Origin of the sequence: Acinetobacter wanghuae, from assembly GCF_009557235.1 — a bacterium.
Lineage (GTDB): Bacteria > Pseudomonadota > Gammaproteobacteria > Pseudomonadales > Moraxellaceae > Acinetobacter > Acinetobacter wanghuae.
Window position 1 is genome coordinate 2,284,211 of the sequence record NZ_CP045650.1, and the last position, 23,763, is coordinate 2,307,973.

Sequence of the window (23,763 nt, forward strand, 5' to 3'; positions counted from 1 at the left end):
TTTCTTTCAATTTTAGGTATCACTTGAGTCAAGCCATGCAATTTGATCAGAGTAGCAAAATCGCTTTTTTAGGTATGGGGTTAATGGGCAATCGTATGACCACACGTTTGCTCAATGCCGGTTTTCAAGTCAGCGTATGGAATCGAACTGCAACTGCATGCGAATCCCTCATTCAACAAGGCGCGACGCTCGTTAATCTCGATCGTATTGCTGACTATGACCTGATCTTAAGCTGTTTAGCTGATGACCATGCCGTAGAGCACGTATTTACTCAAATTGAAAATGGTATTCGTGCGGATCAAGTGATTGTCGATTTCTCGAGTCTTTCAGTTGAGAAAACTCAAGAATTAGCCCGTCGTACTCAAGCAAAAGAGGCTATTTGGATTGACTCCCCTGTTTCGGGTGGCACGAATGGCGCTGAAGATGGCACATTGGTTGTATTTGCAGGCGGCGATGCAACGACTATTCAGGCATTGACCCCGATTTATCAGGTGCTTTCACAACGTGTCACCCGCATGGGTGAAACAGGTACAGGTCAAGCCACTAAAATTTGCAATCAACTCATCGTTGCTGCCAACAGTACTTTAATTGCTGAAGCAGTAGCACTGGCAGATTTGGCAGGTGTCGACACCACTTTACTTGCACCTGCATTAGCCGGTGGCTTTGCCGACTCGAAACCATTTCAGATCTTAGCACCACGCATGGCCACTCACACTTTTAAACCGGTGCAATGGAAAGTGCAAACCTTAGCAAAAGATTTAAACAATGCGCTGCAACTGGCAACAGCATTAAAGCTCGATATTCCGGTTGCAGAAAAAGCCTTATCGCAACTGAATGCGCATCAACAGTTAGGTCATGCTGAAGCAGATTTATCGACTGTCATTCAACAGGTTCAAAAGTAAAGCGCTCTTTTAAGGATATCTTCATGCACAAACTTGCTGTTAATTTGTCGATGATTTTTACCGAAGTGCCGTTGATTGAGCGTTTTGCTTTGGCTCGATCTCATGGCTTTGATCATGTGGAAATTCAATTTCCCTATGAACTCAATATTGATCAAATCCGTCATGAATTACGTGTACATGACTTAAGCTTATGTCTGATTAATGTTCCTGCAGGTGATTTAATGCAAGGCGGCAATGGAATTGCGGGTATTCCCGGGCAAGAAATTGCTTTTCATCAGACCATGCAACAAGCGATAGAATATGCCTCGGCTTTAAATGTACCGAGCATCAATATTCTGGCAGGAAAACAACCGCTCGATAGTGACTTATTGCCTTGTCTTGAAACCTTGTCGAGCAATTTGAAAATGGCATGCTCCATGTTGGCAGACTATGACATTCAGCCCGTGTTCGAGATGATTAATGGCAAGGATATGCCACGCTTTTTAATTCAAAATGTGGCACAAGCCCAAGAAATGCTTGAAGCTGTCAATCATCCTGCCTTAAAAATGCAATATGATTGTTATCACATGGCCATGATGGGCGAAGATATTTTAGCTGCACTGCAAGAAAATATTCAAATGATTGGTCATATTCAATTTGCCGACTGTCCGGGACGCCACGAACCCAACACCGCAGCAATCAATTATAATGATATCTTTACATGGCTTGCACAAAGTAATTATGCAGGCTTTATTGCCGCTGAATACAAGCCTAGCAATCATTCCAACGAATCCTTCGCATGGAAAAATCGTTATTTCCCACAAGGAAACTAATACGCATATCGGCTTGATTTGAATTTCACCGACAAAACCGCTATATTAGATCATGCATAATTGTTAGGAAATTATACCCCCCATGAATTTAGAACCATCGCCCAGCGCTTCTAATTCTCACGATCAAACTATGAATTCACATGCTCAAGCTGTAAAAGATTGTTTAAAAGTCGTACACAGCGCTCTTGAAGATGTAAAAGCAAAAGAAATTGTTGAAATCGATGTCACTACCATCAGTAATGTTGCTGATGCGATGGTCATTGCAAGCGGTACATCAACTCGTCATATCAAATCATTGGCGAATAACGTTGCTGAAGAAGCACGTAAAGCTGGCTTCCGCCCGATTGGTATTGAAGGTGAACGTGATGCTGAGTGGATCTTAATCGACTTAGGTTATGTGGTTGTTCACTGCATGCTCCCAACTGCGCGTAAATTCTATGACCTAGAAAGCTTATGGCGTAATCCTACAGATACTGTAGCGTAAAACCGAATATTAAAAAAAGCGACCGATTGGGTCGCTTTTTTATGCCTAAAATCTACCTAGAGCTAAAGCAATTGCTGTAAATCAAGATCAGGATAATTGAGTTTCATATCTGTCTTGCCTTGTGCATAGATATGATCACTTTTTTGTGGACCATAAAATTCACAACACACCGTATACAAGGCTGTAATACCTTTTGCGGCTTGACTCATCGGCAAACTTTGCATCAATGCTTGTGCAGTATTGTCATAAGGCTTGAGTAATGCATTGGAGAGTTGATCCCGATGCAACTGTTGCTTAAGCACCGTGGTAAATTCATCTAAATCATTGACTTGCACACGATTTAAAACATGATTCACAAAATCATCATAAGCTTTATATAAATCATCCGAATCGACAAAGGTTTTATCTTCATCGGTTTTCAGTAATTCTACTTTTTCTAGATGACTCAGCTCATGAATCACCTGTTTGAGCATGTCTTTACGATGCTGTTTTAAATCCTCGGTGGTACAAATTTCATTTAAAAAACGATTCAATACAAAAGCCGGTTTTTCGCTATATTCCTGCTCCCAATAATTCAGGACGCGCTCCAAACTTGAGCCTTGAAAATACTGTTTTAATCCACGTTGAATTGCTTGACGGCGCTGCGCCACATTGAATACTTCAGCATTCATCGGTATCTCCTCACATCAATGGCGCTTGTTAATCTCATCGGTATCGAAAGTAATATCACGCTGAAATTCAGGATAAGATAATTCCGCATGTTCGGTATAATCCAAGCCGCGTTGTTCATGCTGCGCACTCACACGTAGGCCACCGAGTATGAGATGTAACACCTTAAACACAATAAATGCCACACCAAAGCCCCAAGCAAAACCTGCTGCGACACCGATGGCTTGAACAGCAACGATTGAGCTATTAAACATATTACTTTCAAAGAAAATACCGGCTGCGATCGTGCCCCATGCACCGCAAAAACCATGAACAGTCACTGCATCGACCACATCATCAACACGGCATTTCTCAAGCATTCGTGGTAAGACACTGACCATTAACCCTGCGATTGAGCCTGTTAAAATGGCATAGACTGGATTCATAGTGGCACAGCCAGCCGTAATGCCGACCAAACCACCTAATGATGCGTTAATGGTTGTTTTAATGAGAATCGCTTTACGGCGCACTAAGGCATATAACATATAAGTCACGGCTGCTGCACAGGCTGCCAAGTGAGTATTCAGTGCAATTCGACCAATACTGACATCAGCATTAACTGTCGATGCGGCGTTAAAACCAAACCAAGCTAACCATAAAATAAAGCCACCTAATGCCACGAGCGGCAAACTATGCCCTGGCAACGCGTGTATTTGACCATGACGACCGAAACGTCCTAAGCGTGGACCTAAGACAATAATACCGGCAAGTGCCACCCAGCCCCCCATAGAGTGCACCACCGTTGAGCCAGCAAAATCGATAAAGCCCATCGCTTTGAGCCAACCTTCACCTTCAAACAAGCTGCCCCATGCCCAACTGCCAAATACGGGATAAATCAAACCACTCACGAAAGCAGCACTCACCACATAGGCAACGAAATGAATTCGCTCAGCCATTGCTCCACTCGCAATCGTAGTAGCTGTTGCGGCAAACATCATTTGGAAAAATAGTAAATTCCAGTCCCAACTGGCTAATTGATCGGGTGCAAAATGCGACATGCCGAGCCAACCGCTATGATTCACCCCAAACATGAGACCAAAGCCCACCAACCAAAAGACTAAGCCACCAAGACAAGCATCCATATAATTTTTCATTAAAACATTCACGGTATTCTTACTGCGCACAGAGCCACTTTCAACCAGTGCAAAACCCGCCTGCATAAAGAAAACTAAAATGCCGCCCATCACCACCCAAACACTGTCGATTGAAACACGAATTTCTTGTATATTTTTAATCACATCGGCTTGTTCTGCTGCATATGCAGGCAAACTTATTAGACCCAACAATAGCCAAAATACTTTATTTATTTTCATAGAATACCCCTGTATCTAAAGCAAGGGATAGCAAGAAGAATGCCACAAGTGATTCTTCGAGAAATGTCGTATTTTGTGCAAATTCTTGCTGCTTTGAACAACCTCATTCAATCTATGTTTAGATCGTGCACCAAAGCAACTCACGCTGAATCAAAAGTGCATTTTATGGAGGATTTTGACAAAGAAGTGAACTCTTTTGAGACATAAAAGTAGATATAAAAAAACCACCCGAAGGTGGTTTTTTTATTAAGTCACTCTAACCTTTCTTTTAAAAGAAAGGTTGAACGAGACTTCAATTAGTGACCTGAACCATTAATGGCTTTGGTCATATCCTCAACGACTTTCTTCGCATCACCAAAGATCATCATGGTCTTGTCGTTATAGAACAAGTCATTGTCTAGACCCGCATAACCGGTTGCCATTGAACGCTTGATCACCATAATGGTACGTGCTTTATGTGCTTCCAAAATCGGCATACCATAAATTGGAGATGATGGATCATCTTTTGCCGCAGGGTTCACCACGTCATTCGCACCAATCACCAGTACCACATCTGTTGCAGGGAAGTCAGAGTTAATCTCATCCATCTCTAGAATGTCTTCATAAGGGACATCGGCTTCAGCAAGCAAGACGTTCATATGACCCGGCATACGACCTGCCACAGGGTGAATCGCAAAACGAACCGTTACGCCCTGCTCTTTCAGTAAGTTAGCTAACTCTTTTACTGCATTTTGTGCACGACCTTGCGCCATACCATAACCCGGCACAATCACCACGCTATCCGCATTTGACATCAAGAAGCCTGCATCATCGGCAGAACCTGAACGATGGTTACGTGGTGCTTTATCGCCTGCATCTGCTGCTGCAACAGCTGCACCGCCCATTGCACCACCAAACAACACATTAATGATCGAGCGGTTCATTGCTTTACACATAATATAAGACAAAATTGCACCCGATGAACCTACAAGCGAGCCTGCAACAATCAACATGTTGTTTTCTAATGTGAAACCAATACCTGCTGCTGCCCAACCTGAGAATGAGTTCAGAAGCGATACCACAACCGGCATATCACCGCCACCGACAGGTGCAATCCAGACCCAACCAAATACAAGTGCAAGACCTGTCATTGCCCAGAATGCAGTCATATCACCGGTTAAGAAGAATTGAATACCGAAGCCAAGCATTGCAAGGAAAATGATGGCTTGTACAGGTTTAACCCATGCACCCGAAATCGTTTTTGCCCATTTCTTTGCTGCCAATTTACCGTAAGCAAACACAGATGCAGTAAAGGTAATTGCACCCACGAAACAGCCGACGAACAATTCAAACAGATGAACTTTGCTCATTTCATGGAAATTCACACCATTTGCTGCAAGTAAATCGGGACCCAACTCTGCAAGTTTATTGTTATGAATGATCGCAGCGACCGCAATTAAGACCGCAGCCAAACCCACAAGCGAGTGCATGAGTGCAACCGTTTCAGGCATTTGTGTCATTGGAACCGTACGTGCACGCGCAATACCGACTATCGCACCAAGTACCATTGCGCCGACAATCATCCAAACTACAGGGCTGTCTGCCACAAAGAAGGTGGTTAAGACAGCAATCGCCATGGCGATCATACCGTAACGATTACCCGCAATTGCCGTTTTCGGACCAGACAAACCACGAAGCGTTAAAATAAAAAGAATGGCACCAATCAGGTAGAACCAATTTGCATATTCACGAATGAAATCCATGGCTTAACCCTCTTTTTTCTTTTGCTTCGGTTTAAACATTTCTAGCATACGTGCAGTTACTGCAAAGCCACCAAAAATATTAATACTTGCCAAGAACACTGCAATGGCACCCAGTACACTCACCACATTAATGGTTTGGAAATCAACATTGCCTTCAACACCAACAAGTGGCAGACCCACGGTTTGAATCATCGCACCGACAATAATGATCGATGATAATGCGTTGGTCACTGCCATCAACGGCGTATGCAAAGCAGGCGTTACCCCCCAAACCACGTAGTAACCTACGAAGATGGCAAGAACAAAAATCGTAATCGTTTCAACCATGACAGTTCTCCTTAACCACGTTTCAACAGCACTTGGCCGCCGTGTGTGATGAGTAATGCTTTTTGAATTTCTTCTTCTTGATTCAGGACAAAGTTTTTATCTGCATCAAACAAGGTTTCAACAAAATTGAAAACATTACGTGCATAAAGTGCAGATGCTTCTGTCGAAACGGTCGAAGGGATATTAGGAATACCGAGGATTTTCACACCGTTATCGGTCACCACGGTTTCACCGCATTTCGAACCTTCTACGTTACCGCCCGACTCCACCGCCATATCTAAAATGACTGAACCGGGTTTCATTTTGGCAACTGTTTCAGAACGGATTAAACGTGGTGCATTACGACCCGGCAATAGTGCTGTGGTAATCACGATATCGGCATTCGATACGGCTTTATCCACAATGGCAGCTTGGTCACGGATATATTCTTCACCCGGCATCCAGCCATAGCCATTCTTTGCAGCATCTGCGGCTTTTTGTTGTTCTTCGGCAGACATTGGTACGTCTAACCATTTCCCGCCCAACGATTCCACCTGATCTTTCGCAGTTGGACGTAAGTCGGTCGCTTCAACAATGGCACCTAAACGTTTTGCGGTTGCAATCGCTTGTAAGCCCGCAACACCGACACCCATAATCACAACACGTGCAGGTTTTACGGTTCCTGCCGCAGTCATCAGCATTGGGAACATACGTTGATATTCTGCTGCCGCCAACAATACAGATTTATAGCCTGCTAAGTTGGCCTGAGAAGACAAGACGTCCATGTTTTGCGCACGTGATAGCGTACGTGGCAAAAGCTCGAGTGCAAATGCAGACACATTCTGTGCCGCGAATTGGTCAAGTTCAGTATTACGGTATGGATCAAACATTGCCACAATAGTCGAGTTTGGGCTTAATTTTTGAATTTCAGAACCTTGCGGTGCGCGAACTTTCAAAATTAACTGACTACCAGTATAGGCATCATCCGTAATGTTGGCGCCAACTTGTTCATAAGCACTATCGATATAGGCAGCTTTTACCCCTGCACCGCGTTCGATAACCACAGTATGACCTGCGCTGATCAATTTCTTTACTGTCTCAGGCGTCGCAGCGACGCGATTTTCACCGACAACAGTTTCGGTTGGAATTCCGATCTGCATGAGCGTTCCTCAAGCTAATTATTCTTAAGTCAACATCGCTTAAAAACGATGCGTCCCCTCAGGATGTTTTTTGTTGAATTTTTGGATTCTAAATAAACTTTTTTAAAATACTACCCAATATTTATTTAATAAATGACCATATATTGAACTGATGATTCATAAAAAGAATGCTGTAATGGCGCACATCTATCTCTTTCTAAAAAGGCAAATTTTAGATTAGATTGAAATACACCATTAGATTTTTCTAAAATCCAAGACAATTCAGCTGCCTTATTTTGCTTATCTTTATACTTATTTTGTTACATTGATCTTTCTGACATTTTGGACTGAAAAATTAGCCGCTCATTTCAAAGCTAGACCTTTTGGTTTTACTCGAGAATAAAGGTTTTTATCACGGGTAAATTTTCATCTTGACCTGAATGACAATATAGACCGCTCTTTGGCGATACATTTTTAGTCTTAACTTTTACGCAGCTTCTGCTGAATAAAATTGCAGTCTGCACATATCTTTCATATTTTCCTCTCAATAATCGAGTTGACATACCCGATAAGAATACGTGGAAGATGTATTGCTTTTATGTACTTTCTACTGCTTAAAAAAACATGAATAAATATTTTTGATATTCAGCAATGAAATGTTCAAGCAAGATTTTGCTGACCACTTTTGCACCATTTTAGTTCATGTTTTTTAAATAGTCGGATTTTATCTATACATTTCCGCTTTAGAGAATAGTCTTTAGGCTTTAAGTTGATGACCTCAGTTCAAGGGTGAAATATAAATGTTTTATTCTCCAGTTTGCTTTGAAATGCAAAATATCTTTACTTTAATCCTGACTATTTTTGTCCTATAGTTCGCAGCTTAAGCTGAATAAATCGCGTTCAATAAGGTTATCTCCATGCCGACTCCCCTTGATATTAGTCATAACAAACCCTTGTTGTGGTTGATGGCAGTGACCTGCGGTTTATGCGCTGGGGCAAACTATTATTGCCAACCTTTAATCTCAAGTATTCAGTACTATTATCAAGTGCCTGAATCACAAGTGGCATTAACGGTGACCTTTGCGCAAGTGTCCTATGCACTCGGCTTATTGTTTATTGTGCCTTTAGGCGACATGCTCAATAAAACGAAATTAATTCCTTTTTTGATGATGGGGGCTGCTGTTGGACTGTTTGTCTGTGCACTTGCCGTCAATATTCAAATGCTATGGTTAGGGACAATTATTGCAGGACTATTTTCAGTGGCGGCTCAGGTACTCATTCCGCTTGCAGCCATGGCGGTTAAACCTGAAAAAACTGGTGAAGTCGTCGGTTTTCTCATGAGCGGCTTATTGGTCGGCATTTTACTGTCTACCAGTATTGCAGGTTTATTGTCCGATTTATTCCATTGGAAACTCATCTATATCTTAAGTGGCATATCAATGTTGACGCTGAGCGTTTATCTAAAAGGTAAATTGCCAGCCATGCCGAAATTCAAAATCACCTATGCCGCAATTTTCCAATCCATGGCACAACTCCTACAACAAGAGCCACGCTTGGTACTGCGCTCAATGATTGGCGCGTGTGCCTTTGCTGCCATGAGTATGCTGTTTTCTACCATTGCATTACTACTGACTCAAAAACCCTTTGAACTGTCAGATGTTTGGGTCGGACTGGTTACTTTAGTAGGCGTGTTTGGCGCGCTCTCTACCCAATTCATTGGCAAATGGGCAGATCGTGGCTATATCAAATTACTCTCTTGGATTGGGTGTTCCATCTTAGCGGGAAGTTGGCTATTACTGTATTTTGGTAGCGTGTCATTATTCAGTTATGTCAGCGGTTATGGTCTGATTAATTTAGGTTTAGCCATGACCCACAGTTGCAATCAAAATGTAATTTTCCGCCTGCGACCGAATGCTAAATCACGAATTAATTCTATTTACATGACGCTATATTTTATTGGCGGGGCTTGCGGTTCTGCCTTAGGTGTCTATGCATGGCATTTAGGCGGTTGGCATTACACCTGTTACTTTGGGCTAGCATTGGCTTTAACTGCTGCTTTATTCAATCTGGTCGATCAATACGTTCATGCCAAACAAAGCCCTTCTACTTCCGCTTAACTAAATTGCTGCATGGGATAATACGGTTTAGGAAAACGGATGATGTCGGTATTTTCCAATACAATCAGCATAAAAATAGGCAACAATCGATTCAGCAAAGTACAACTTTCATTAAGTGGCTTTCGATTCATATCACTTTGGTAGCTTGAGCCGCCATTGATGATTTGCTTATTGAGCATATAAAAACGTGCAAATAATGACTGTAAAATCTGAGTTATATTCTGCTGTTCAAAAGCAGCTCGAATATTCGATTGATCTTGCTGTAATTGCTGCTGACACACCTCTAAAGGAATGATTTTATTTTGGTAATCCCAATAGCTTTGGGTTAAATACTTATTTTCTAACAGTGATATAACGCACTGCCGATATTGTCCTGAAATAAATGTCTCAATTTTCCGATATTGATCTTTGATCACAATGGCGGTTAAAAAAGCATTTAAACACTGAGCATTATCTGTTTGTTCTGCTTCTTGCTGATATAGCGCATTCAAGCAAATCCAAAAACTTAAAAACTGCAGATCAAGATCCTGATCAAGGCTATTGGCTTTGTTAAACCAACTGAATGCACGCTGTATACGCAGCTTTAGATCAGCTGAATATTGAGGTTTTTGCTCCTTAAAAATTTCTTCTAAAAGTTGCAATCGTATCTCCCTCATCGTTATTTATGTTTATTCTTCAATCTATTTATAGCAGTAAAACAGAGCACTTCAATGAATAGCGCGTTCAATTTTAAAAATTTACTTTTCCACAAAGCCTGTCTACAACTGCTATCAATTTGATGATTTGAATTGCACGATCCTAGGCAACATCATGCAGCACTACATTCAGTGCAGCGCTAAAAATCCGAGTTGGATTTTTTATGCTAATATTGCGCCCTAATTTTACGGACCGACCGATACTTTTATATCGTGCTGTGTTTTTGTCCTCCCATCTTCATAAGGCGTGACTTTGAATGACTGATCTGAATTCCATTGAACATAAACTTCAACCGCGAATTAGTGTTGCTCCGATGATGGATTGGACCACAAAGGATTATCGTTATTTCGCCCGTTTATTTAATCCAAATGTTATTATGTATACCGAAATGGTCACCACAGGTGCCATTATTCATGGCGATGCCAAACGTCATTTAGACTTCAATGGCGAGGAACATCCAATTGTGTTGCAGCTCGGTGGTTCAAATCCGCAAGATTTAGCGACTTGTACGAAAATGGCACAAGATTGGGGCTATAACGAAGTTAATCTCAATGTCGGCTGCCCGAGCGATCGCGTACAAAATAATAAAATCGGTGCCTGCTTAATGGCAGAGCCTGAATTAGTCGCTGAATGTATTGGCGAGATGCAAAACGCGGTGGATATTCCGGTGACGGTCAAACACCGTATCGGCATTGATGATATGCAGTCTTATGAAGAAATGCTGAACTTTGTTGATACTGTGGCAAAAACTGGCTGCAATAATTTTATTGTGCATGCACGTATTGCCTTGCTAAAAGGTTTATCACCGAAAGAAAACCGTGATGTGCCGCCACTGCGTTATGAAGATGTTTATCGTTTAAAACAAGATCGCCCTGAACTGTTGATTGAAATCAATGGTGGTGTGAAAACTTATGCCGAAACACTTGAACATTTAAAACATGTCGATGGTGTGATGATTGGTCGCGAGGCGTATCACAACCCTTACTTGTTGGCTGAAATCGGTCAGCTATGGAACTTAGAAGCACCAGATCGCTTTGACATTATGCAGCAGATGATGCCGTATATTGCACAGCGCGTTGCTGAAGGTGCGCCACTTTCAATTATCACACGTCATATTTTAGGTTTATTCCAAAACTTGCCGGGCGCACGCAAATGGCGTCAAGCGTTAAGTGGCGGCAATGCCAAAACCTTAAAAGATGTTGAAAATGCGCTAATCAACATACAAGAAGCCATGAGACGTACAGAAGATTATCTTCGTGACAATCAAGCGCAATAACATTTAAATCAAAAAGCACCGAATTCGGTGCTTTTTTTACGAATCTTATTTATTGAGTGTAAGCATTGATGTTGCCAACGGGATAAGGTTTTTCATCATAATTTGGCTTTGGCATCTTTTGTTCTTGTTGAGCTATAGATCCTTGCGCCATCGCACCAGTTGCAACATTCTCTTGTTGTACACTTGCTTTTGCAGACAAGTCATCTTGCTCTAAAGACAATATAATTTGTTCAAGCTCTCGATCAAGCTGTTGGCGATACTTTTCAATTTCGATTTCATCAATAAAAGTAAACGCTTCTTCCGCAATATGCCAGCTAAACCCCGTTTTGGATTTTTGAATATTTACATCAATTACAAAAGGTTGACCCTGATATTTAAGTTTGGAAATCGCCTTAAATTCATTGCCTTTTCGTTCTGTAATTTGGACATCTTCGACAATTAAATGATATTTCTTATACTCAGTATTGGCATTAAATTCACGCTGCATTTGAAGTTCAACATGCTGTGCCAATTCCTCAATGGAGACAAAATAACTACATGCGGTGCTCAGCAACATACAGAGCAATAAAACACCTTTATACATCATGTCTCCCCCCCCTTAAATCAGCGCAAATATAATTCGCCACTGAATACCTATTTTTATTATGCCTTTTTATTTTAAATACTTTTCTGTCGATAAAACAGTCATCATCATGATATTTCGATGAATCTCACAGTCATCAATTTTAATCTTATGGTAAAACGCACATAAAAAAGCCCCGATTATTCAGGGCTTTTTAACAAGCTAGCTATTAGAAATCATCTTCGCTTTGAACAACATGGGTTAAAGCATCATGAATGGCTTCTACCAATTGCTGCGCAATTTCTTGCTTTGATGCTTTTTCCAAATCACGTTGATCGAGCTGATATTGCTCAGCAAAGAACACGGTCATGGCATTTTCATCCGAAGCAAAGCCAATATCGGCACGTGATACATCATTGCAGGCGATCATATCAAGTTTTTTAGCCACTAACTTGCCTGCGGCATAAGCTTCAATATTCTGCGTCTCTGCTGCAAATCCGACCATAAATGGACGCTTTTCTTGCTGTGCAATGGTCGCCACAATATCCGGATTTTTGATCAATGCGACATTGAGCTCATCCCCTGCTTTTTTAATTTTATGCTCAGCCACTTGTGCTACACGATAATCGGCTACAGCAGCAGTGGCGATAAAAATATCACAGCCATCATCGAGTTTTTTCATGCTTTCATCGAGCATTTGCATCGCTGAGGCCACATTTTTACGTTTTACCCCATTGGGCGTATCGAGACTGACAGGTCCTGCAATTAAGGTCACTTCTGCGCCTACCGCATAACAAGCTGCTGCCAAGGAGAAGCCCATTTTACCCGTACTATGATTGGAAATATATCGCACAGGATCAATCGCTTCACGGGTTGGACCCGCAGTAATCGTGACTTTTTTACCCGCGAGTAAACCAAACTTTTCCGCAATCGCGCGTTGTGCTTTATGGAAATATTCGGTGACTTGACGTGCGATATCTTCAGGTTCAGGCATACGTCCTAAACCGACATCACCACAGGCTTGTGAACCTGCATCGGGCATAATGACGTGTACACCATCTTCAATCAATGTCGCAAGATTGCGTTGAGTCGCTTTGGCTGCCCACATTTGTTGATTCATGGCAGGTGCCACCCATACCGGTGCTTTGGTTGCCAAGTACAAGGTACTGAGCAAATCATCTGCGAGCCCTGCCGCAAATTTTGCCAAAGTATCGCAACTTGCAGGTGCGACCAACACTAAATCAGCCCAACGTGCCAATTCAATATGTCCCATGCCTGCTTCAGCTTCGGGATTGAGCAAATCGGTGTGTACAGGATTGCCTGAAAGTGCTTGAAATGTCAGTGGCGTGATAAAGGCTTTAGCACCATCCGTCATGACCACACGCACATTAAAACCGGCGTCTTTTAAGCGACGAACGAGAATTGCACTTTTATACGCAGCAATACCACCCGTTACGGCTAAAATAATATTTTTATGAGGAATAACGCTGAGATCGAAGCTCACGAACAGGTCACCTTTCTGTTGCAGTGGCGCTCACAATAGCATTAAATAATCGCATCCCCAAGCATCCAACTTGTGGTAAACCCCATAATTTATAATAAATAAGTCTAATAACTATGCATTTTTCTATCAAAAATTGGCCGGAACAAGAACGGCCACGCGAACGCCTCATCCAATACGGTGCAGAAAGTCTTTCTGATGCTGAATTATTGGCAATCTTTTTACGTTCAGGCTCACAAAAACATTCTGCGGTCGAACTGGCACGTCTTTTAATCCAACATTTTGGACATTTAAGTAGATTACTTGATGCTTCAAGTGAAGATTTACGGCAATTTCATGGCATGGGGTTGAGTAAATATACCCAACTCATGGCAGTGAAAGAACTGGGACGGCGTTATATTTCCGAACATTTAAAACAAGATGTTATTGAATTGAATCATTCCCAGCGCTTAATAGATTATTTACGTTTTGAGCTGTTAGGCGAAACCCAAGAGGTGTTTGCTGTCCTGTGTTTAGATGCCCATTTAAGAAAAATCAGTTTTAAAAAATTGTTTTATGGCTCAGTCAATCATTGTGATATTTCAATCAATCAGTTACTACGCTATGCCATTGCTCAGCATGCCACGTCCATTGTCATTGCGCATAATCATCCTTTTGCGAAAGCTGAACCCTCTCAAGCCGATCTTCAGCTCACACAACACATTCAAGCTGCCTGCCAGTTGGTTGAAATTCGCTTAATTGATCACTGTATTATTGCCCATGAGCATAATTTTTCATTTACTGAGCATCAACTCATCAAAGTGGAGGTTTGAGTATGAATACGCCTTGACAAAGCCCCGTGAAGGCAAGAAGATCGTGAGAAAATAATGATGATTAGAATCAATGATCGTTCGTGACCAACCCAATGTATTTAAACTGCTGTTTTCATGGCGCGGTACCATTTTGCCTAAGGTTTTACCGCCTTTAGGCGTGGTGATGTTGCTCTCAACCATCATTGGTGGCTTGTCCTATACCGACTATTTTCATTTCCCTGAATTACCCTTAGTGGGTTTCACGCTGATTGGCGTTGTGCTGTCTATTTTCTTGGGCTTTAAAAACTCAGCCTGCTATGACCGTTGGTGGGAAGCACGCAAGATGTGGGGCATTTTGATTGCCAATTCGCGCCATTTTGACCGTGATTGTCGTATGCTCAGCCAAGGTCGACGTCAACGTGTGATTCAACATGTGATTGTATTTGCCAATGTATTACGTGATCGTTTACGTCATCAAACGGCTAATCCAACTGAACTGGTGGAAACCAGTGGTTTAACCTCACAAGCGATTAGCCAGTTGTATCAACAAGCGAATGCACCACAATATACCTTGAGTCTTATTCAATGGGAGCTGATGCAAGCCCTAAAAGAAGGTGAAATTTCAGATATTATTTATACGCAGATGAATCAGCATGTAGCGGAACTGAGTGTAGTGCAAACGGGTTGTGACCGCATTGCAACGACTCCTTTGCCATTTGCTTATTCTGTTCTACTGAATCGTACCGTGTATTTCTTCTGCTTTATGCTGCCTTTTAGCTTGGGCTCAACCTTAGGTTTAGCCACCCCGCTCTTGGTCGGTATTTTGGCCTATACGTTTTTGGGTTTAGATGCTTTAAGTTCTGAAATTGAAGAGCCTTTTGGTAAGCAAAGTAATGATTTACCACTTGATTCGATGGTTCGAACCATCGAGATCGAATTGCTTTCAACCTTAGGTAAACCAACTCCACCGCCAATTCAAGCACAAGATCATAACTTGTTATAAGGCAGAATTAACAACCTGAATGCCATGGCTGCATTCAGGCTTTCATACGAAAATCATAAAAATAAATTCAACTGATTTCAAAAGTAAAGTTAGAAACTCTCCCAAATACCGACTTGCCCTTCTTTTAAACTTGGGATATTACCAAGTCGAATCCACGGCATATAATCACCATGAAAATCACTCCCGACCGACACTTTCAAACCATGTTCGGCAATCATGCGATCCACCATTTGACGGGTTGAGGCAGGCTCAATGGCAGGTGGTAGTTCTACTGCATCACCGCCAAATTTTGCAAAAATCTCAATCAGGTAACGAACATTGGTTGCCGATAAATCATAACGAGTTGGATGTGCCAATACGGCGAAACCGCCACTTTCGTGAATGATTCGGATGGTGTCTTCAAGGCTAAGACCATCAAACTTCACATACGCCTTTTTGCCTTCTTTAATATATTTATCAAACGCTTGTTGTGGTCTTGCCACAATGCCTTTTTCGACCAATGTTTTAGCAATATGTGAACGGGTAATACGATCAGGCATTTGATCGACTTTTGCTAACACATCAGGATAGATATCTTGTCCAATTAAAGGCTCAAGCAAATCACAAATCTGTTTAGAACGCTCAGCACGAATTCTTTTTTGTTGTTCTAATGCTTTTTCTATAGGCGCTAAATTTTGCATATTTAACGCCACAATATGCACACCATAAGATTTTTTGGTGGCAGGTCTTGACCATTGGCTCGAAATCTCAACCCCAGGAATGATCTTAATCTTATGATTTTGCGCAGCTTCTTGTGCAATTTTCAGACCATCCATCGTATCATGGTCTGTTAATGCCAAAGTATGCACGCACTTTTCCACTGCCGCTTCGACCAATTGCTGCGGTGTTAAAGTTCCATCAGAAATATTGCTATGTGTATGTAAATCTACGCCGTGCATCTCTATACTATGACATTTATTTGATCAGAATTAGATACTCTAACATGAAAGCACTTTTAGACTTTGTGCCACTCATTATTTTCTTTTATTTATATAAAACTGTAGATGCTAAAGATACCAATCATCCATTGCTACAACTGATCGGTTCTGCCGGTGGTGTAGACAACAATAATATTCTTGTGGCAACCACAGGTCTAATTATTTCCATGTTAGTTGTTTATGGCGCTCTGTTTGTTATTCAAAAATTCCGTTTAGATAAACAACAATGGATTGTGTTGTTTATGACGGTCATTTTTGGTGGCATCACCTTAATGCTTTCTGATGATTTTTACATTCGTTTAAAAGCGGTACTCCTCAATTTAGTCTTTGCCGGTGCATTCTTATTGTCGCCTTGGTTTAGTAAAGACAGAAAACCACTGATTCAGCGTTTATTTGGTCCAGTCTTCAATTTGACTGAAAAAGGTTGGATGAAATTGAATGTCGCATGGGCCATTATGTTTATGGTGATGTCATTTTTACACTGCTTCTTTGCTTATCTATGGATGGATGGCAAATATTGGGGTGAATTCACCGCATTTGGTGACATGATTGTGATGTTTTCATTTATCATTGTGCAGTTTATTGTATTGCGTAAATACTTTAAATCTTCTGAATAAATTCAATTACACAGCGATTGAGAGCTTCCATGCCATTATTTGTCGTTACTTGTACCGATCAAGCAGGTACTGTCGAAAAACGCCTTGCAATTCGTCCCCAACATTTAGCACGTTTAGAGCAGCTAAATGCGGAAGGTCGCCTCATTGTCGCAGGTGCGATGCCAAAAGACCCAAGCAATCCAAAAGCGGGTTTTTATGGCAGCACGATTATTGTTGATTTTGATAGCCGTGAAGCACTTGATGCGTGGTTGGCAGATGAGCCTTTCCTCAAAGAAGGTGTGTATTCACACATTGATGTGAAACCCTTCAATAAAGCATTTCCTAAAGGATAATTCTCATGCGTGTTGTTTTTGCTAGTCTTCTCAGTCTGATTGTATCAAGCCAAGCGGCTTGGGCTGTTGAAGTCACCTCACCCAATGAAGCAGCAACGTCACAGCACGCGCCTCCTACTGCCAGTATTCAACCTGCAGTTGCAGTCCAAAAACCTCAAGCAACAACACCATCAGGTGTCATGCCTGTTGCTGCAACAAACGGACAAATTGCCGTTGCAAGTGATAAGCCCTTAACAGCGGAACAAATTGCTAAAAATAAAGCCTTGCAAGATGCGAAAGTAAAAGCCTTGGTCAAAGATCAAGCCACACGCTTACAACAACTTGAAAAAGCCAACTTAGAGGCTTTGTCACAAAACCAAGAATTGCAGCTCAAAAATGACAGTTTAGGTGTGCAAGTCCAAGTTTTGCAAAGTGAACGCAGTGCACAGATGTTTCTCTACGGCGCTGCTACGATTGCAGTCGGTGTATTACTTGGTTTTTTAATTGCCAGCTACGTTTATACCAAACGTCGTCGTCAGTGGTAACCTATTCCCCTTCCCGATGTTCTTAAGGTTGTTCCTGTTGTGTCTCATGCAATTCAAAATGCCGATCTTGATTGGCAGTTGATTGACGGCATTGATGTGCCTGTATCCAAGCAATTTGGTGATGTGTATTTTTCCAAAGACAATGGTTTATTAGAAACGCGTCATGTGTTTTTAAATGGCAATGATTTAAGTGAACGTCTTGCCAGTTTAAAACCGTTTGAATACTTTTGCGTGGGCGAAACTGGCTTTGGAACAGGCTTAAACATCTTGGCTTTATGGCAGTTATGGCAACAGGTTCGAGCGGATAATCAGAGTCATTTACATGTCATTTCTGTGGAGAAATTCCCACTCAGCAAGCAAGATTTAACTCGTGCATTAAAAGCATGGCCTGAGCTTTCTGTCTTTAGTGAGCTGTTGATATCGCAATACCCGCTGCCGCTTGCAGGCGTGCATCGTCTGACTTTCCCTGAAGAACGTTTTAGTATTGATTTATGGTTAGGTGATGCACAAGAGATTTTGCCCAATGTTGAAAAAACAGCAGCTGTCAATGCATGGTTCTTAGATGGTTTTGCGCCCTCCTGCAATCCTGATCTTTGGGCAGACAATGTCCTCAGTCAGGTCGTTCGCTTGTCCGACATTGGCACAACATTTTCATCATTTAGTGTGGCTGGTGTTTTAAAACGTGGACTACAGCAGCACGGTATTCATATTTCACTTCCACGTGGCTTTGGCAGTAAATCTCAAATGCTTAAAGCGATTTGGAATACTGAAACAGAGCATGAAAATAACAACACTGACACGAGCACGCCACAAAATGCTGTAGCAAACCGAAAACCAATACTGAAAGCACGAAAAATCGCTGTGATTGGCGCAGGAATCGCAGGTTTAAGCAGTGCGTGGGCATTTGCTCAGCGTGGGCATTCGGTGACCATTTACGATCAAACAGCGCCACTTGCAGGTGGGTCTGGCAATCCCTTGGCTTTGCTGAATCCAAAACTGTGTCCAATTGAGCAAACCAGTGAGCATCTCATTGCATTGGCTTGGCAATACGCACTGCTGCACTATGCAAAATTTAAAGCCTTTCGCCCCATTCAAATCAATCAATTGGCACTTAAAGATCCTGAACAGCTGCTCGCTTTAGCCGATGATTATCCACAAGGCGTATTCAAAACACAGCCTGCTGAGCAACAAAACCTGAAGACTGAATACTCAAGTTTAAACTTGTTACAAGGCGGTGCTATCTTGCCTCATGTCTTCTGTGAGGAGGTTTTAGCACATGAAAATATTACTTATCAGCAAGCTAAAATTACTCAGGTCATACAACAGGATCAAGTTCAGCTATTTGAAGATGACGTACTGCTTGGTGAATTTGATCATGTCGTGATGTGTACCGCCAAAGATACAGCCCAATTTTTTGAAAATTATCCGATTCTTAAACCCACGCGCGGACAAGTCAGTTGGCTCAATAATCAACATCATCCATTAGATCCCAATATGGCGTATAGCTATGCGGGTTATGCGATGCAATTGGATGCTGAGCATCTAATCATGGGTGCATCGTTTTACCCGAATAGTGAAAATACCGAAACACGTGAAGAAGATCATGTGCATAACTACACACTGATCCACAATGCGTTTCCTGAATATGCAGAAGGTTTAGCCCCGATTGATGAATGGCAAGGTCGAGCATCGCTGCGTGCTTTAAGTCAGGATTATTTTCCTATTTTGGGTCAAATGAAAGCTGATGAAGAAATGTATAGTTTTGCGGGTCTTGGCTCGAAAGGTTTTTTGTTTGCGCCACTGTGTGCTGAAGTTTTAGCGGCTCAGATGCTCGGTGAAGCGTGTCCACTTCCATCGAGCTTGGTCAAAAAATTACGTGCCACACGTTTTCAAAAAAAAGTACGTGTGAGAAAACCTTATTTTAAAGGTCCTATTCCTTCAAAAAAGACAGATTAAGAAAAATGTTTTGAATAGCAAATTCAGACCAACTTTAGCTCGATTAAGCGATGCGGTCTAAAATAATTAGTCCATAAAAAAGCGCCTTACGGCGCTTTTTTAAATCTAACTTACGCACCTTGTTCAAGTGCTAAGCCTGCATCACGTGCAGCACGTGTGCCACCCATCAAAATGACATATTCGCGTGAGCTGTCATAACCCTCTAATAATTCAGCTGCGCGAGGCGCTTTGCTTCCACCACCACATAAAATGTAAATGGGTTGATCCGTTGACACCTGAGTTAGGCTGTCTGCAGAAAGACCGCTAATGGGCTGATTGACTGCCCCTTTCACGTGTGCTTCAGCATAAGCACTAGAATCACGAACATCCCAGATAATTGCATTTTCTGGGAACTCAAATGTTGTAATTTCTTGTTTACGGATCATTGTGCACTCCTTTGATGTAAACAACACTTGGCAAATGAAGAAAACATCCCTAGCATCTCAGATATTCTTTCCATTTGTAAAGGTCTAAACCATGCCTTCTTTTGATATTGTTTCTGAATTAGAAGTTTTTGAAGTGAACCATGCGGTTCAAAACACGCAAAAAGAGATTGCGACCCGCTTTGACTTCCGCGGCCAAGACGTTTCTATCGAGTTAAACGAAAAAAATAAAGAAATTAAAATTTCGACTGAAAGTGATTTCCAGTGTGAACAAGTCTATAGCATGCTTGAAAATCATTTCTTTAAACGTAAAGTCGATATTCAAGCGCTTGATCCACAAAAAATGACGGCTTCTGGTAAAAACGTGATTCAAATCATCAAACTGAAAGATGGTCTTGACTCAGATACCGCGAAAAAAATTAATAAAGCCATTAAAGAAAGCGGCATTAAAGCGCAATCTTCTATTCAAGGGGATAAAATTCGCGTGACTGACAAAAAGCGCGATACGTTGCAACAAATTATGGCGTTCTTAAAAGAACAACAATTTGGCGTGCCTTTACAGTTCAATAACTTTAAAGATTAAGATCATTGAGGATCTTAAAGAAGGGATTATGACGCAGACCAATAAACTTTCCAAACTGGTAAAAGCCACTTCAAAATTGCCTCAGGGCATTCGAAGTACAGTCTTGAGTAAAACCTTTGGTCGCGTTGTCCCGATGGTCGGCTCAGCCAAGATTCGTTACATTAATGTGACGGCGTCTGAAGTTGAAATCACCATTGCCAATCACAAAGCCATGCAAAACCATATTGGTCAACTGCATGCTTGTGCAATGGCATTGCTTGCAGAAACAGCCACAGGATTTGTCACCGCAATGAATGTGCCTGATTCTGCAATTGTTTTGATTAAATCCATCAATATCGATTACAAACGCCCAAGCAAAGGTGCGATGCGCGCCATCGCCACATTAACGCCTGAACAACAACAACAAATACGTGAACTCGAGCGTGGTGAAACCTTGGTAAAAGTAACCTTAACAGATGAATCTGGTGAAGCACCAATTCAATGTGAAATGTTGTGGGCATGGGTCGCAAAGTCTTACCTGAAAAATAAATAAATGTAAATAAAACTTACTGTTGGGTAAGTGTGATGCTTACGTGATTTGCACCAAGCTGCCACAAAATAAAGCTCGTTTACAGATTCATTCATGCTCAATATAGACATATTCTCCATCAATGATATTGAGCATTACTATGAAAAAAGTATTATTGGCGACTGCCCTTGTTTTAAGTATTCCGACACTCAGTAGCGTTCAAGCTGCTGATCCTCAATCGACTGTACGGGTCAAATCTCAAGCCGAGCAAAACAAAAACATCGTGGTCGATTTTTATGAGGGTGTCTTTCAAAAGCATGAGGTAAAGGCATATTCAGACCGTTATATTGGCAATCAATACATCCAACATAACCCTCATGTCCCCGATGGCAAAGCACCATTCGTGAATTACTTTACCCAATATTTTAAAGAAAACCCCGATGCAAAAAGCACCATTAAACGCGTTGTCGCAGACGGTGACTTGGTGTGGTTACACGTACATTCTACGCAAAATTCGAAGGATCTCGGTACAGCCGTTGTCGATATTTTCCGTGTTGAAAATGGCAAAATTGTGGAGCATTGGGATGTACAGCAACAGGTCCCAAAACCAAGTGCCAACAAAAATACCATGTTCTAACGCGCTAGCTGTAAAAATAAAAAACCAGACATAATGTCTGGTTTTTTAATTCTCAATGAATCAATTCTGTTGCTGTTGTAGCTCTGCAAAGCGCTGTTTAGATTCATCTGGAATCGCACGCTTATTGCCTTTTACGTCGACTGCAACAAAGGTATACACCCCTTCTGTCACACGAATTGGATCACGTGAACTGTCATGGCTATCCCAAACTTCAATTTGCATTTGAATGGACGTATTACCCACTTTTAAAATTTTGGTGTAAACACTAATCACATCGCCCACTTTCACAGGCACTAAGAATGTCATCTGGTTAATGGAAATGGTTGCACAACGTCCTTTTGAAAAACGTTCTGCATGAATGGCACCTGCCAAGTCCATTTGTGACACAATCCAACCGCCAAATACATCACCGCTCCAGTTGGTATCGGCAGGCATCGCTATGGTTTGTAGGGAAAGTGTTCCCTCTGGTTTTACGTGAGATTCTGACACATTCACTCCAAGCATCTGAATAGAATTAAGCACTGAGCTGCTGATCAAGCCATTGTTGTAACTCAGGGGTTCTGAGCGCACCACTTATTCTAGCAACTTCTGTCGTTTTATTCATCAACACCAAAGTCGGAATACTGCGCACATTAAATGCCGCACTTAAACGTGGATTCGCTTCAGTATCAATTTTAGCAAACACGACATTGGGATAAAGCTTCGCAACATTGGCAAAATGCGGTGCCATCATTTTACAAGGACCACACCAATCCGCCCATAAATCAATCAGTACAGGTAAATCACTGTTGCTAATAAATTGACTAAAATTTTGCTCATTTAATTCAATGGGTGCGAGTGGTATAAGACCTTGATGACATTGACCGCATGCCGGATTTGAGCCCAATTTGTCTTCAGGAACGCGATTTTTAGCCAAACATGATGGGCATACAATAATCATCTAACGAACTCCAATATGTTGATGTAAGAAGTCTAATTGGGTCGCAATGGCTTTTTCAAACCATTCACCATGATAAATATCAAAATGTTTAATATTCCACTCATGATATTCAGCAAATGGCGCAAGATTGGTCGCTGTTTCACGACTTGATTCAATTGGAATCAGACTGTCTTTTTGTGCGGCAATAAATAAGACCGGAATACGAATATTACGGACGTCTTGAATCGGACGGTAACGAATTAAGTGAAAAAAGATCCGTGCAGGAATCGCGCCACTCCAATAATAATCTGAATTAACAATAGATAAATAGCCATCATAACTATCAGGTGTCGGCATCACGCATAAATCGGTTGGATGCACCACCTCTAAGGTCTTTGGTAACATGCCAACTTTTGAGCCCATATAATCCTGACTCGATAACTTTAAAGCGCGAGGCAAATAATGCAGCGGATATTGTTTGACGCTTTCTGCCCCATCGACAAAGGGAATTTGTACCATGACAGCTTGCAGATTTTGCATTTGCGCGGCAAGCGTAAGGACATGCCCACCACTCAGTGATGTACCCCACAGCACGACACGTTTGGTATCCACAGATTTACGCTGTTTGACGTGCGCAATCATGGTCTGCCAATCTTCAAGCTGCGCACTAATCGAGACCAATTCACGTGGACGACCTGTACTGCCACCCCAATAACGATAGTCAAATAAAATCACCGCATAACCGGCTGCTGCAAAACGTTTTGCATAATCCATCAGTTTAAAATGACGTAATGCCGCTAAACCATGTGCCATTAAAATTACAGCAGGCTTTTCAATGTGTTTTGGGCGATAAAAATCTGCAGCAATCACGTCCTGACCACTTTTGACATACAGTGGTTCGACTGTATAGGCGTGCATACGCGCTCCATTGCGTTA

The 23,763-nt window shown here is 41.8% G+C and carries 27 protein-coding genes; 14 read left to right on the top strand and 13 right to left on the bottom strand.

Features of this window, described 5'->3' with window-relative positions; genetic code table 11:
- Positions 1 to 35 precede the first annotated feature (35 nt).
- The 3 genes from GFH30_RS10810 (at position 36) to rsfS (ending at position 2,198) form a co-directional block, all read left to right on the top strand.
- Complete coding sequence (locus GFH30_RS10810; protein ID WP_153372527.1) at positions 36 to 902, top strand: NAD(P)-dependent oxidoreductase; 867 nt, start codon at positions 36 to 38, stop codon at positions 900 to 902.
- 23 nt (positions 903 to 925) lie between these two features.
- Positions 926 to 1,714, top strand: coding sequence for a hydroxypyruvate isomerase family protein (locus GFH30_RS10815; protein WP_153372529.1), 789 nt, complete (start codon positions 926 to 928; stop codon positions 1,712 to 1,714).
- A gap of 82 nt (positions 1,715 to 1,796) precedes the next feature.
- Positions 1,797 to 2,198 carry a ribosome silencing factor gene (rsfS, locus tag GFH30_RS10820; RefSeq protein ID WP_153372531.1) on the top strand — a complete coding sequence of 134 codons (402 nt, stop codon included), beginning with the start codon at positions 1,797 to 1,799 and terminating at the stop codon, positions 2,196 to 2,198.
- Positions 2,199 to 2,260: 62 nt separating this feature from the next.
- Here rsfS and GFH30_RS10825 read toward each other — a convergent pair whose 3' ends face one another.
- From GFH30_RS10825 to GFH30_RS10845, 5 genes are all read right to left on the bottom strand, one after another.
- A complete protein-coding gene (locus GFH30_RS10825) occupies positions 2,261 to 2,869 on the bottom strand; it encodes a hypothetical protein (protein ID WP_153372533.1) in 609 nt (202 codons plus the stop codon).
- A gap of 15 nt (positions 2,870 to 2,884) precedes the next feature.
- The gene (locus tag GFH30_RS10830) at positions 2,885 to 4,219 is read right to left on the bottom strand and encodes an ammonium transporter (protein WP_153372535.1); all 1,335 of its coding nucleotides are present in this window, start codon (positions 4,217 to 4,219) and stop codon (positions 2,885 to 2,887) included.
- A gap of 296 nt (positions 4,220 to 4,515) precedes the next feature.
- Positions 4,516 to 5,961, bottom strand: coding sequence for an NAD(P)(+) transhydrogenase (Re/Si-specific) subunit beta (locus GFH30_RS10835; RefSeq protein ID WP_153372537.1), 1,446 nt, complete (start codon positions 5,959 to 5,961; stop codon positions 4,516 to 4,518).
- 3 nt (positions 5,962 to 5,964) lie between these two features.
- The gene (locus GFH30_RS10840) at positions 5,965 to 6,288 is read right to left on the bottom strand and encodes a proton-translocating transhydrogenase family protein (RefSeq protein WP_153372539.1); all 324 of its coding nucleotides are present in this window, start codon (positions 6,286 to 6,288) and stop codon (positions 5,965 to 5,967) included.
- Positions 6,289 to 6,299: 11 nt separating this feature from the next.
- Positions 6,300 to 7,427 carry a Re/Si-specific NAD(P)(+) transhydrogenase subunit alpha gene (locus tag GFH30_RS10845; protein WP_153372541.1) on the bottom strand — a complete coding sequence of 376 codons (1,128 nt, stop codon included), beginning with the start codon at positions 7,425 to 7,427 and terminating at the stop codon, positions 6,300 to 6,302.
- 896 nt (positions 7,428 to 8,323) lie between these two features.
- Between GFH30_RS10845 and GFH30_RS10850 the strand changes: the two genes are divergently transcribed.
- On the top strand, positions 8,324 to 9,523 hold the full coding sequence (locus GFH30_RS10850) for an MFS transporter (RefSeq protein WP_153372543.1): 1,200 nt from the start codon (positions 8,324 to 8,326) through the stop codon (positions 9,521 to 9,523).
- Here GFH30_RS10850 and GFH30_RS10855 read toward each other — a convergent pair.
- Positions 9,520 to 10,164: a HEPN domain-containing protein gene (locus GFH30_RS10855; protein ID WP_153372545.1), complete on the bottom strand. Its 645-nt coding sequence runs from the start codon at positions 10,162 to 10,164 to the stop codon at positions 9,520 to 9,522. The genes GFH30_RS10850 and GFH30_RS10855 overlap by 4 nt on opposite strands.
- Before the next feature lie 311 nt (positions 10,165 to 10,475).
- Here GFH30_RS10855 and dusA point away from each other — a divergent pair, with 311 nt between their 5' ends.
- Positions 10,476 to 11,495, top strand: coding sequence for a tRNA dihydrouridine(20/20a) synthase DusA (gene dusA / locus GFH30_RS10860; protein WP_153372547.1), 1,020 nt, complete (start codon positions 10,476 to 10,478; stop codon positions 11,493 to 11,495).
- Positions 11,496 to 11,544: 49 nt separating this feature from the next.
- On the opposite strand, the gene GFH30_RS10865 is transcribed toward dusA, so the two are convergent.
- Together GFH30_RS10865 and coaBC are read right to left on the bottom strand one after the other, a co-directional pair.
- A complete protein-coding gene (locus tag GFH30_RS10865; RefSeq protein WP_227551495.1) occupies positions 11,545 to 12,081 on the bottom strand; it encodes a hypothetical protein in 537 nt (178 codons plus the stop codon).
- A 205-nt stretch (positions 12,082 to 12,286) separates the two neighbouring features.
- Positions 12,287 to 13,561 (bottom strand): bifunctional phosphopantothenoylcysteine decarboxylase/phosphopantothenate--cysteine ligase CoaBC, encoded by a 1,275-nt coding sequence (gene coaBC, locus GFH30_RS10870; protein WP_153372549.1) that lies wholly within the window; start codon positions 13,559 to 13,561, stop codon positions 12,287 to 12,289.
- A gap of 113 nt (positions 13,562 to 13,674) precedes the next feature.
- On the opposite strand from coaBC, the gene radC reads away from it, so the two are divergent.
- Complete coding sequence (radC, locus tag GFH30_RS10875; protein ID WP_153372551.1) at positions 13,675 to 14,370, top strand: RadC family protein; 696 nt, start codon at positions 13,675 to 13,677, stop codon at positions 14,368 to 14,370.
- 70 nt (positions 14,371 to 14,440) lie between these two features.
- Complete coding sequence (locus GFH30_RS10880) at positions 14,441 to 15,352, top strand: bestrophin family protein (protein WP_153372553.1); 912 nt, start codon at positions 14,441 to 14,443, stop codon at positions 15,350 to 15,352.
- Between the two features lie 89 nt (positions 15,353 to 15,441).
- Here GFH30_RS10880 and GFH30_RS10885 read toward each other — a convergent pair whose 3' ends face one another.
- Entirely contained in the window at positions 15,442 to 16,290 is an 849-nt protein-coding gene (locus tag GFH30_RS10885; protein WP_153372555.1) for a PHP domain-containing protein, read from the bottom strand.
- 44 nt (positions 16,291 to 16,334) lie between these two features.
- Here GFH30_RS10885 and GFH30_RS10890 point away from each other — a divergent pair, with 44 nt between their 5' ends.
- The 4 genes from GFH30_RS10890 to mnmC are packed head-to-tail and all read left to right on the top strand — an operon-like array spanning position 16,335 to position 19,758.
- Positions 16,335 to 16,946 carry a septation protein IspZ gene (locus GFH30_RS10890; RefSeq protein WP_153372557.1) on the top strand — a complete coding sequence of 204 codons (612 nt, stop codon included), beginning with the start codon at positions 16,335 to 16,337 and terminating at the stop codon, positions 16,944 to 16,946.
- A gap of 29 nt (positions 16,947 to 16,975) precedes the next feature.
- Positions 16,976 to 17,278 carry a YciI family protein gene (locus GFH30_RS10895; RefSeq protein ID WP_153372559.1) on the top strand — a complete coding sequence of 101 codons (303 nt, stop codon included), beginning with the start codon at positions 16,976 to 16,978 and terminating at the stop codon, positions 17,276 to 17,278.
- 5 nt (positions 17,279 to 17,283) lie between these two features.
- A complete protein-coding gene (locus GFH30_RS10900; protein ID WP_153372561.1) occupies positions 17,284 to 17,802 on the top strand; it encodes a hypothetical protein in 519 nt (172 codons plus the stop codon).
- Positions 17,803 to 17,841: 39 nt separating this feature from the next.
- Complete coding sequence (gene mnmC, locus GFH30_RS10905; RefSeq protein WP_153372563.1) at positions 17,842 to 19,758, top strand: FAD-dependent 5-carboxymethylaminomethyl-2-thiouridine(34) oxidoreductase MnmC; 1,917 nt, start codon at positions 17,842 to 17,844, stop codon at positions 19,756 to 19,758.
- Positions 19,759 to 19,868: 110 nt separating this feature from the next.
- Here the strand turns inward: mnmC and GFH30_RS10910 are convergent, their stop codons facing one another.
- A complete protein-coding gene (locus GFH30_RS10910) occupies positions 19,869 to 20,183 on the bottom strand; it encodes a rhodanese-like domain-containing protein (RefSeq protein ID WP_153372565.1) in 315 nt (104 codons plus the stop codon).
- A gap of 91 nt (positions 20,184 to 20,274) precedes the next feature.
- Between GFH30_RS10910 and GFH30_RS10915 the strand changes: the two genes are divergently transcribed.
- The 3 genes from GFH30_RS10915 to GFH30_RS10925 all read left to right on the top strand — a co-directional run bounded on the left by GFH30_RS10915 (position 20,275) and on the right by GFH30_RS10925 (position 21,908).
- Positions 20,275 to 20,763, top strand: a complete 489-nt coding sequence (locus tag GFH30_RS10915) for a YajQ family cyclic di-GMP-binding protein (protein ID WP_153372567.1) — start codon at positions 20,275 to 20,277, stop codon at positions 20,761 to 20,763.
- Positions 20,764 to 20,791: 28 nt separating this feature from the next.
- Entirely contained in the window at positions 20,792 to 21,295 is a 504-nt protein-coding gene (locus GFH30_RS10920; protein WP_153372569.1) for a DUF4442 domain-containing protein, read from the top strand.
- A 136-nt stretch (positions 21,296 to 21,431) separates the two neighbouring features.
- The gene (locus GFH30_RS10925; protein ID WP_153372571.1) at positions 21,432 to 21,908 is read left to right on the top strand and encodes a nuclear transport factor 2 family protein; all 477 of its coding nucleotides are present in this window, start codon (positions 21,432 to 21,434) and stop codon (positions 21,906 to 21,908) included.
- Positions 21,909 to 21,968: 60 nt separating this feature from the next.
- Here GFH30_RS10925 and GFH30_RS10930 read toward each other — a convergent pair whose 3' ends face one another.
- From GFH30_RS10930 to GFH30_RS10940, 3 genes are read right to left on the bottom strand one after another with little or no spacing between them, the layout of a single operon-like run.
- On the bottom strand, positions 21,969 to 22,397 hold the full coding sequence (locus tag GFH30_RS10930) for an acyl-CoA thioesterase (RefSeq protein ID WP_153372573.1): 429 nt from the start codon (positions 22,395 to 22,397) through the stop codon (positions 21,969 to 21,971).
- Between the two features lie 25 nt (positions 22,398 to 22,422).
- Complete coding sequence (trxC, locus tag GFH30_RS10935; RefSeq protein WP_153372574.1) at positions 22,423 to 22,848, bottom strand: thioredoxin TrxC; 426 nt, start codon at positions 22,846 to 22,848, stop codon at positions 22,423 to 22,425.
- Complete coding sequence (locus GFH30_RS10940; protein WP_153372576.1) at positions 22,849 to 23,745, bottom strand: alpha/beta hydrolase; 897 nt, start codon at positions 23,743 to 23,745, stop codon at positions 22,849 to 22,851. It lies immediately after the preceding gene.
- Between the last annotated feature and the right edge of the window lie 18 nt (positions 23,746 to 23,763).

Bases quoted from the DNA above. Each gene is read 5' to 3' on its own strand.
- GFH30_RS10810 (WP_153372527.1), top strand. From the start codon at position 36: ATGCAATTTGATCAGAGTAGCAAAATCGCTTTTTTAGGTATGGGGTTA.
- GFH30_RS10815 (WP_153372529.1), top strand. From the start codon at position 926: ATGCACAAACTTGCTGTTAATTTGTCGATGATTTTTACCGAAGTGCCG.
- rsfS (WP_153372531.1), top strand. From the start codon at position 1,797: ATGAATTTAGAACCATCGCCCAGCGCTTCTAATTCTCACGATCAAACT.
- GFH30_RS10825 (WP_153372533.1), bottom strand. From the start codon at position 2,869: ATGAATGCTGAAGTATTCAATGTGGCGCAGCGCCGTCAAGCAATTCAA.
- GFH30_RS10830 (WP_153372535.1), bottom strand. From the start codon at position 4,219: ATGAAAATAAATAAAGTATTTTGGCTATTGTTGGGTCTAATAAGTTTG.
- GFH30_RS10835 (WP_153372537.1), bottom strand. From the start codon at position 5,961: ATGGATTTCATTCGTGAATATGCAAATTGGTTCTACCTGATTGGTGCC.
- GFH30_RS10840 (WP_153372539.1), bottom strand. From the start codon at position 6,288: ATGGTTGAAACGATTACGATTTTTGTTCTTGCCATCTTCGTAGGTTAC.
- GFH30_RS10845 (WP_153372541.1), bottom strand. From the start codon at position 7,427: ATGCAGATCGGAATTCCAACCGAAACTGTTGTCGGTGAAAATCGCGTC.
- GFH30_RS10850 (WP_153372543.1), top strand. From the start codon at position 8,324: ATGCCGACTCCCCTTGATATTAGTCATAACAAACCCTTGTTGTGGTTG.
- dusA (WP_153372547.1), top strand. From the start codon at position 10,476: ATGACTGATCTGAATTCCATTGAACATAAACTTCAACCGCGAATTAGT.
- GFH30_RS10865 (WP_227551495.1), bottom strand. From the start codon at position 12,081: ATGATGTATAAAGGTGTTTTATTGCTCTGTATGTTGCTGAGCACCGCA.
- radC (WP_153372551.1), top strand. From the start codon at position 13,675: ATGCATTTTTCTATCAAAAATTGGCCGGAACAAGAACGGCCACGCGAA.
- GFH30_RS10880 (WP_153372553.1), top strand. From the start codon at position 14,441: ATGATCGTTCGTGACCAACCCAATGTATTTAAACTGCTGTTTTCATGG.
- GFH30_RS10885 (WP_153372555.1), bottom strand. From the start codon at position 16,290: ATGCACGGCGTAGATTTACATACACATAGCAATATTTCTGATGGAACT.
- GFH30_RS10890 (WP_153372557.1), top strand. From the start codon at position 16,335: ATGAAAGCACTTTTAGACTTTGTGCCACTCATTATTTTCTTTTATTTA.
- GFH30_RS10895 (WP_153372559.1), top strand. From the start codon at position 16,976: ATGCCATTATTTGTCGTTACTTGTACCGATCAAGCAGGTACTGTCGAA.
- GFH30_RS10900 (WP_153372561.1), top strand. From the start codon at position 17,284: ATGCGTGTTGTTTTTGCTAGTCTTCTCAGTCTGATTGTATCAAGCCAA.
- GFH30_RS10910 (WP_153372565.1), bottom strand. From the start codon at position 20,183: ATGATCCGTAAACAAGAAATTACAACATTTGAGTTCCCAGAAAATGCA.
- GFH30_RS10915 (WP_153372567.1), top strand. From the start codon at position 20,275: ATGCCTTCTTTTGATATTGTTTCTGAATTAGAAGTTTTTGAAGTGAAC.
- GFH30_RS10920 (WP_153372569.1), top strand. From the start codon at position 20,792: ATGACGCAGACCAATAAACTTTCCAAACTGGTAAAAGCCACTTCAAAA.
- GFH30_RS10925 (WP_153372571.1), top strand. From the start codon at position 21,432: ATGAAAAAAGTATTATTGGCGACTGCCCTTGTTTTAAGTATTCCGACA.
- trxC (WP_153372574.1), bottom strand. From the start codon at position 22,848: ATGATTATTGTATGCCCATCATGTTTGGCTAAAAATCGCGTTCCTGAA.
- GFH30_RS10940 (WP_153372576.1), bottom strand. From the start codon at position 23,745: ATGCACGCCTATACAGTCGAACCACTGTATGTCAAAAGTGGTCAGGAC.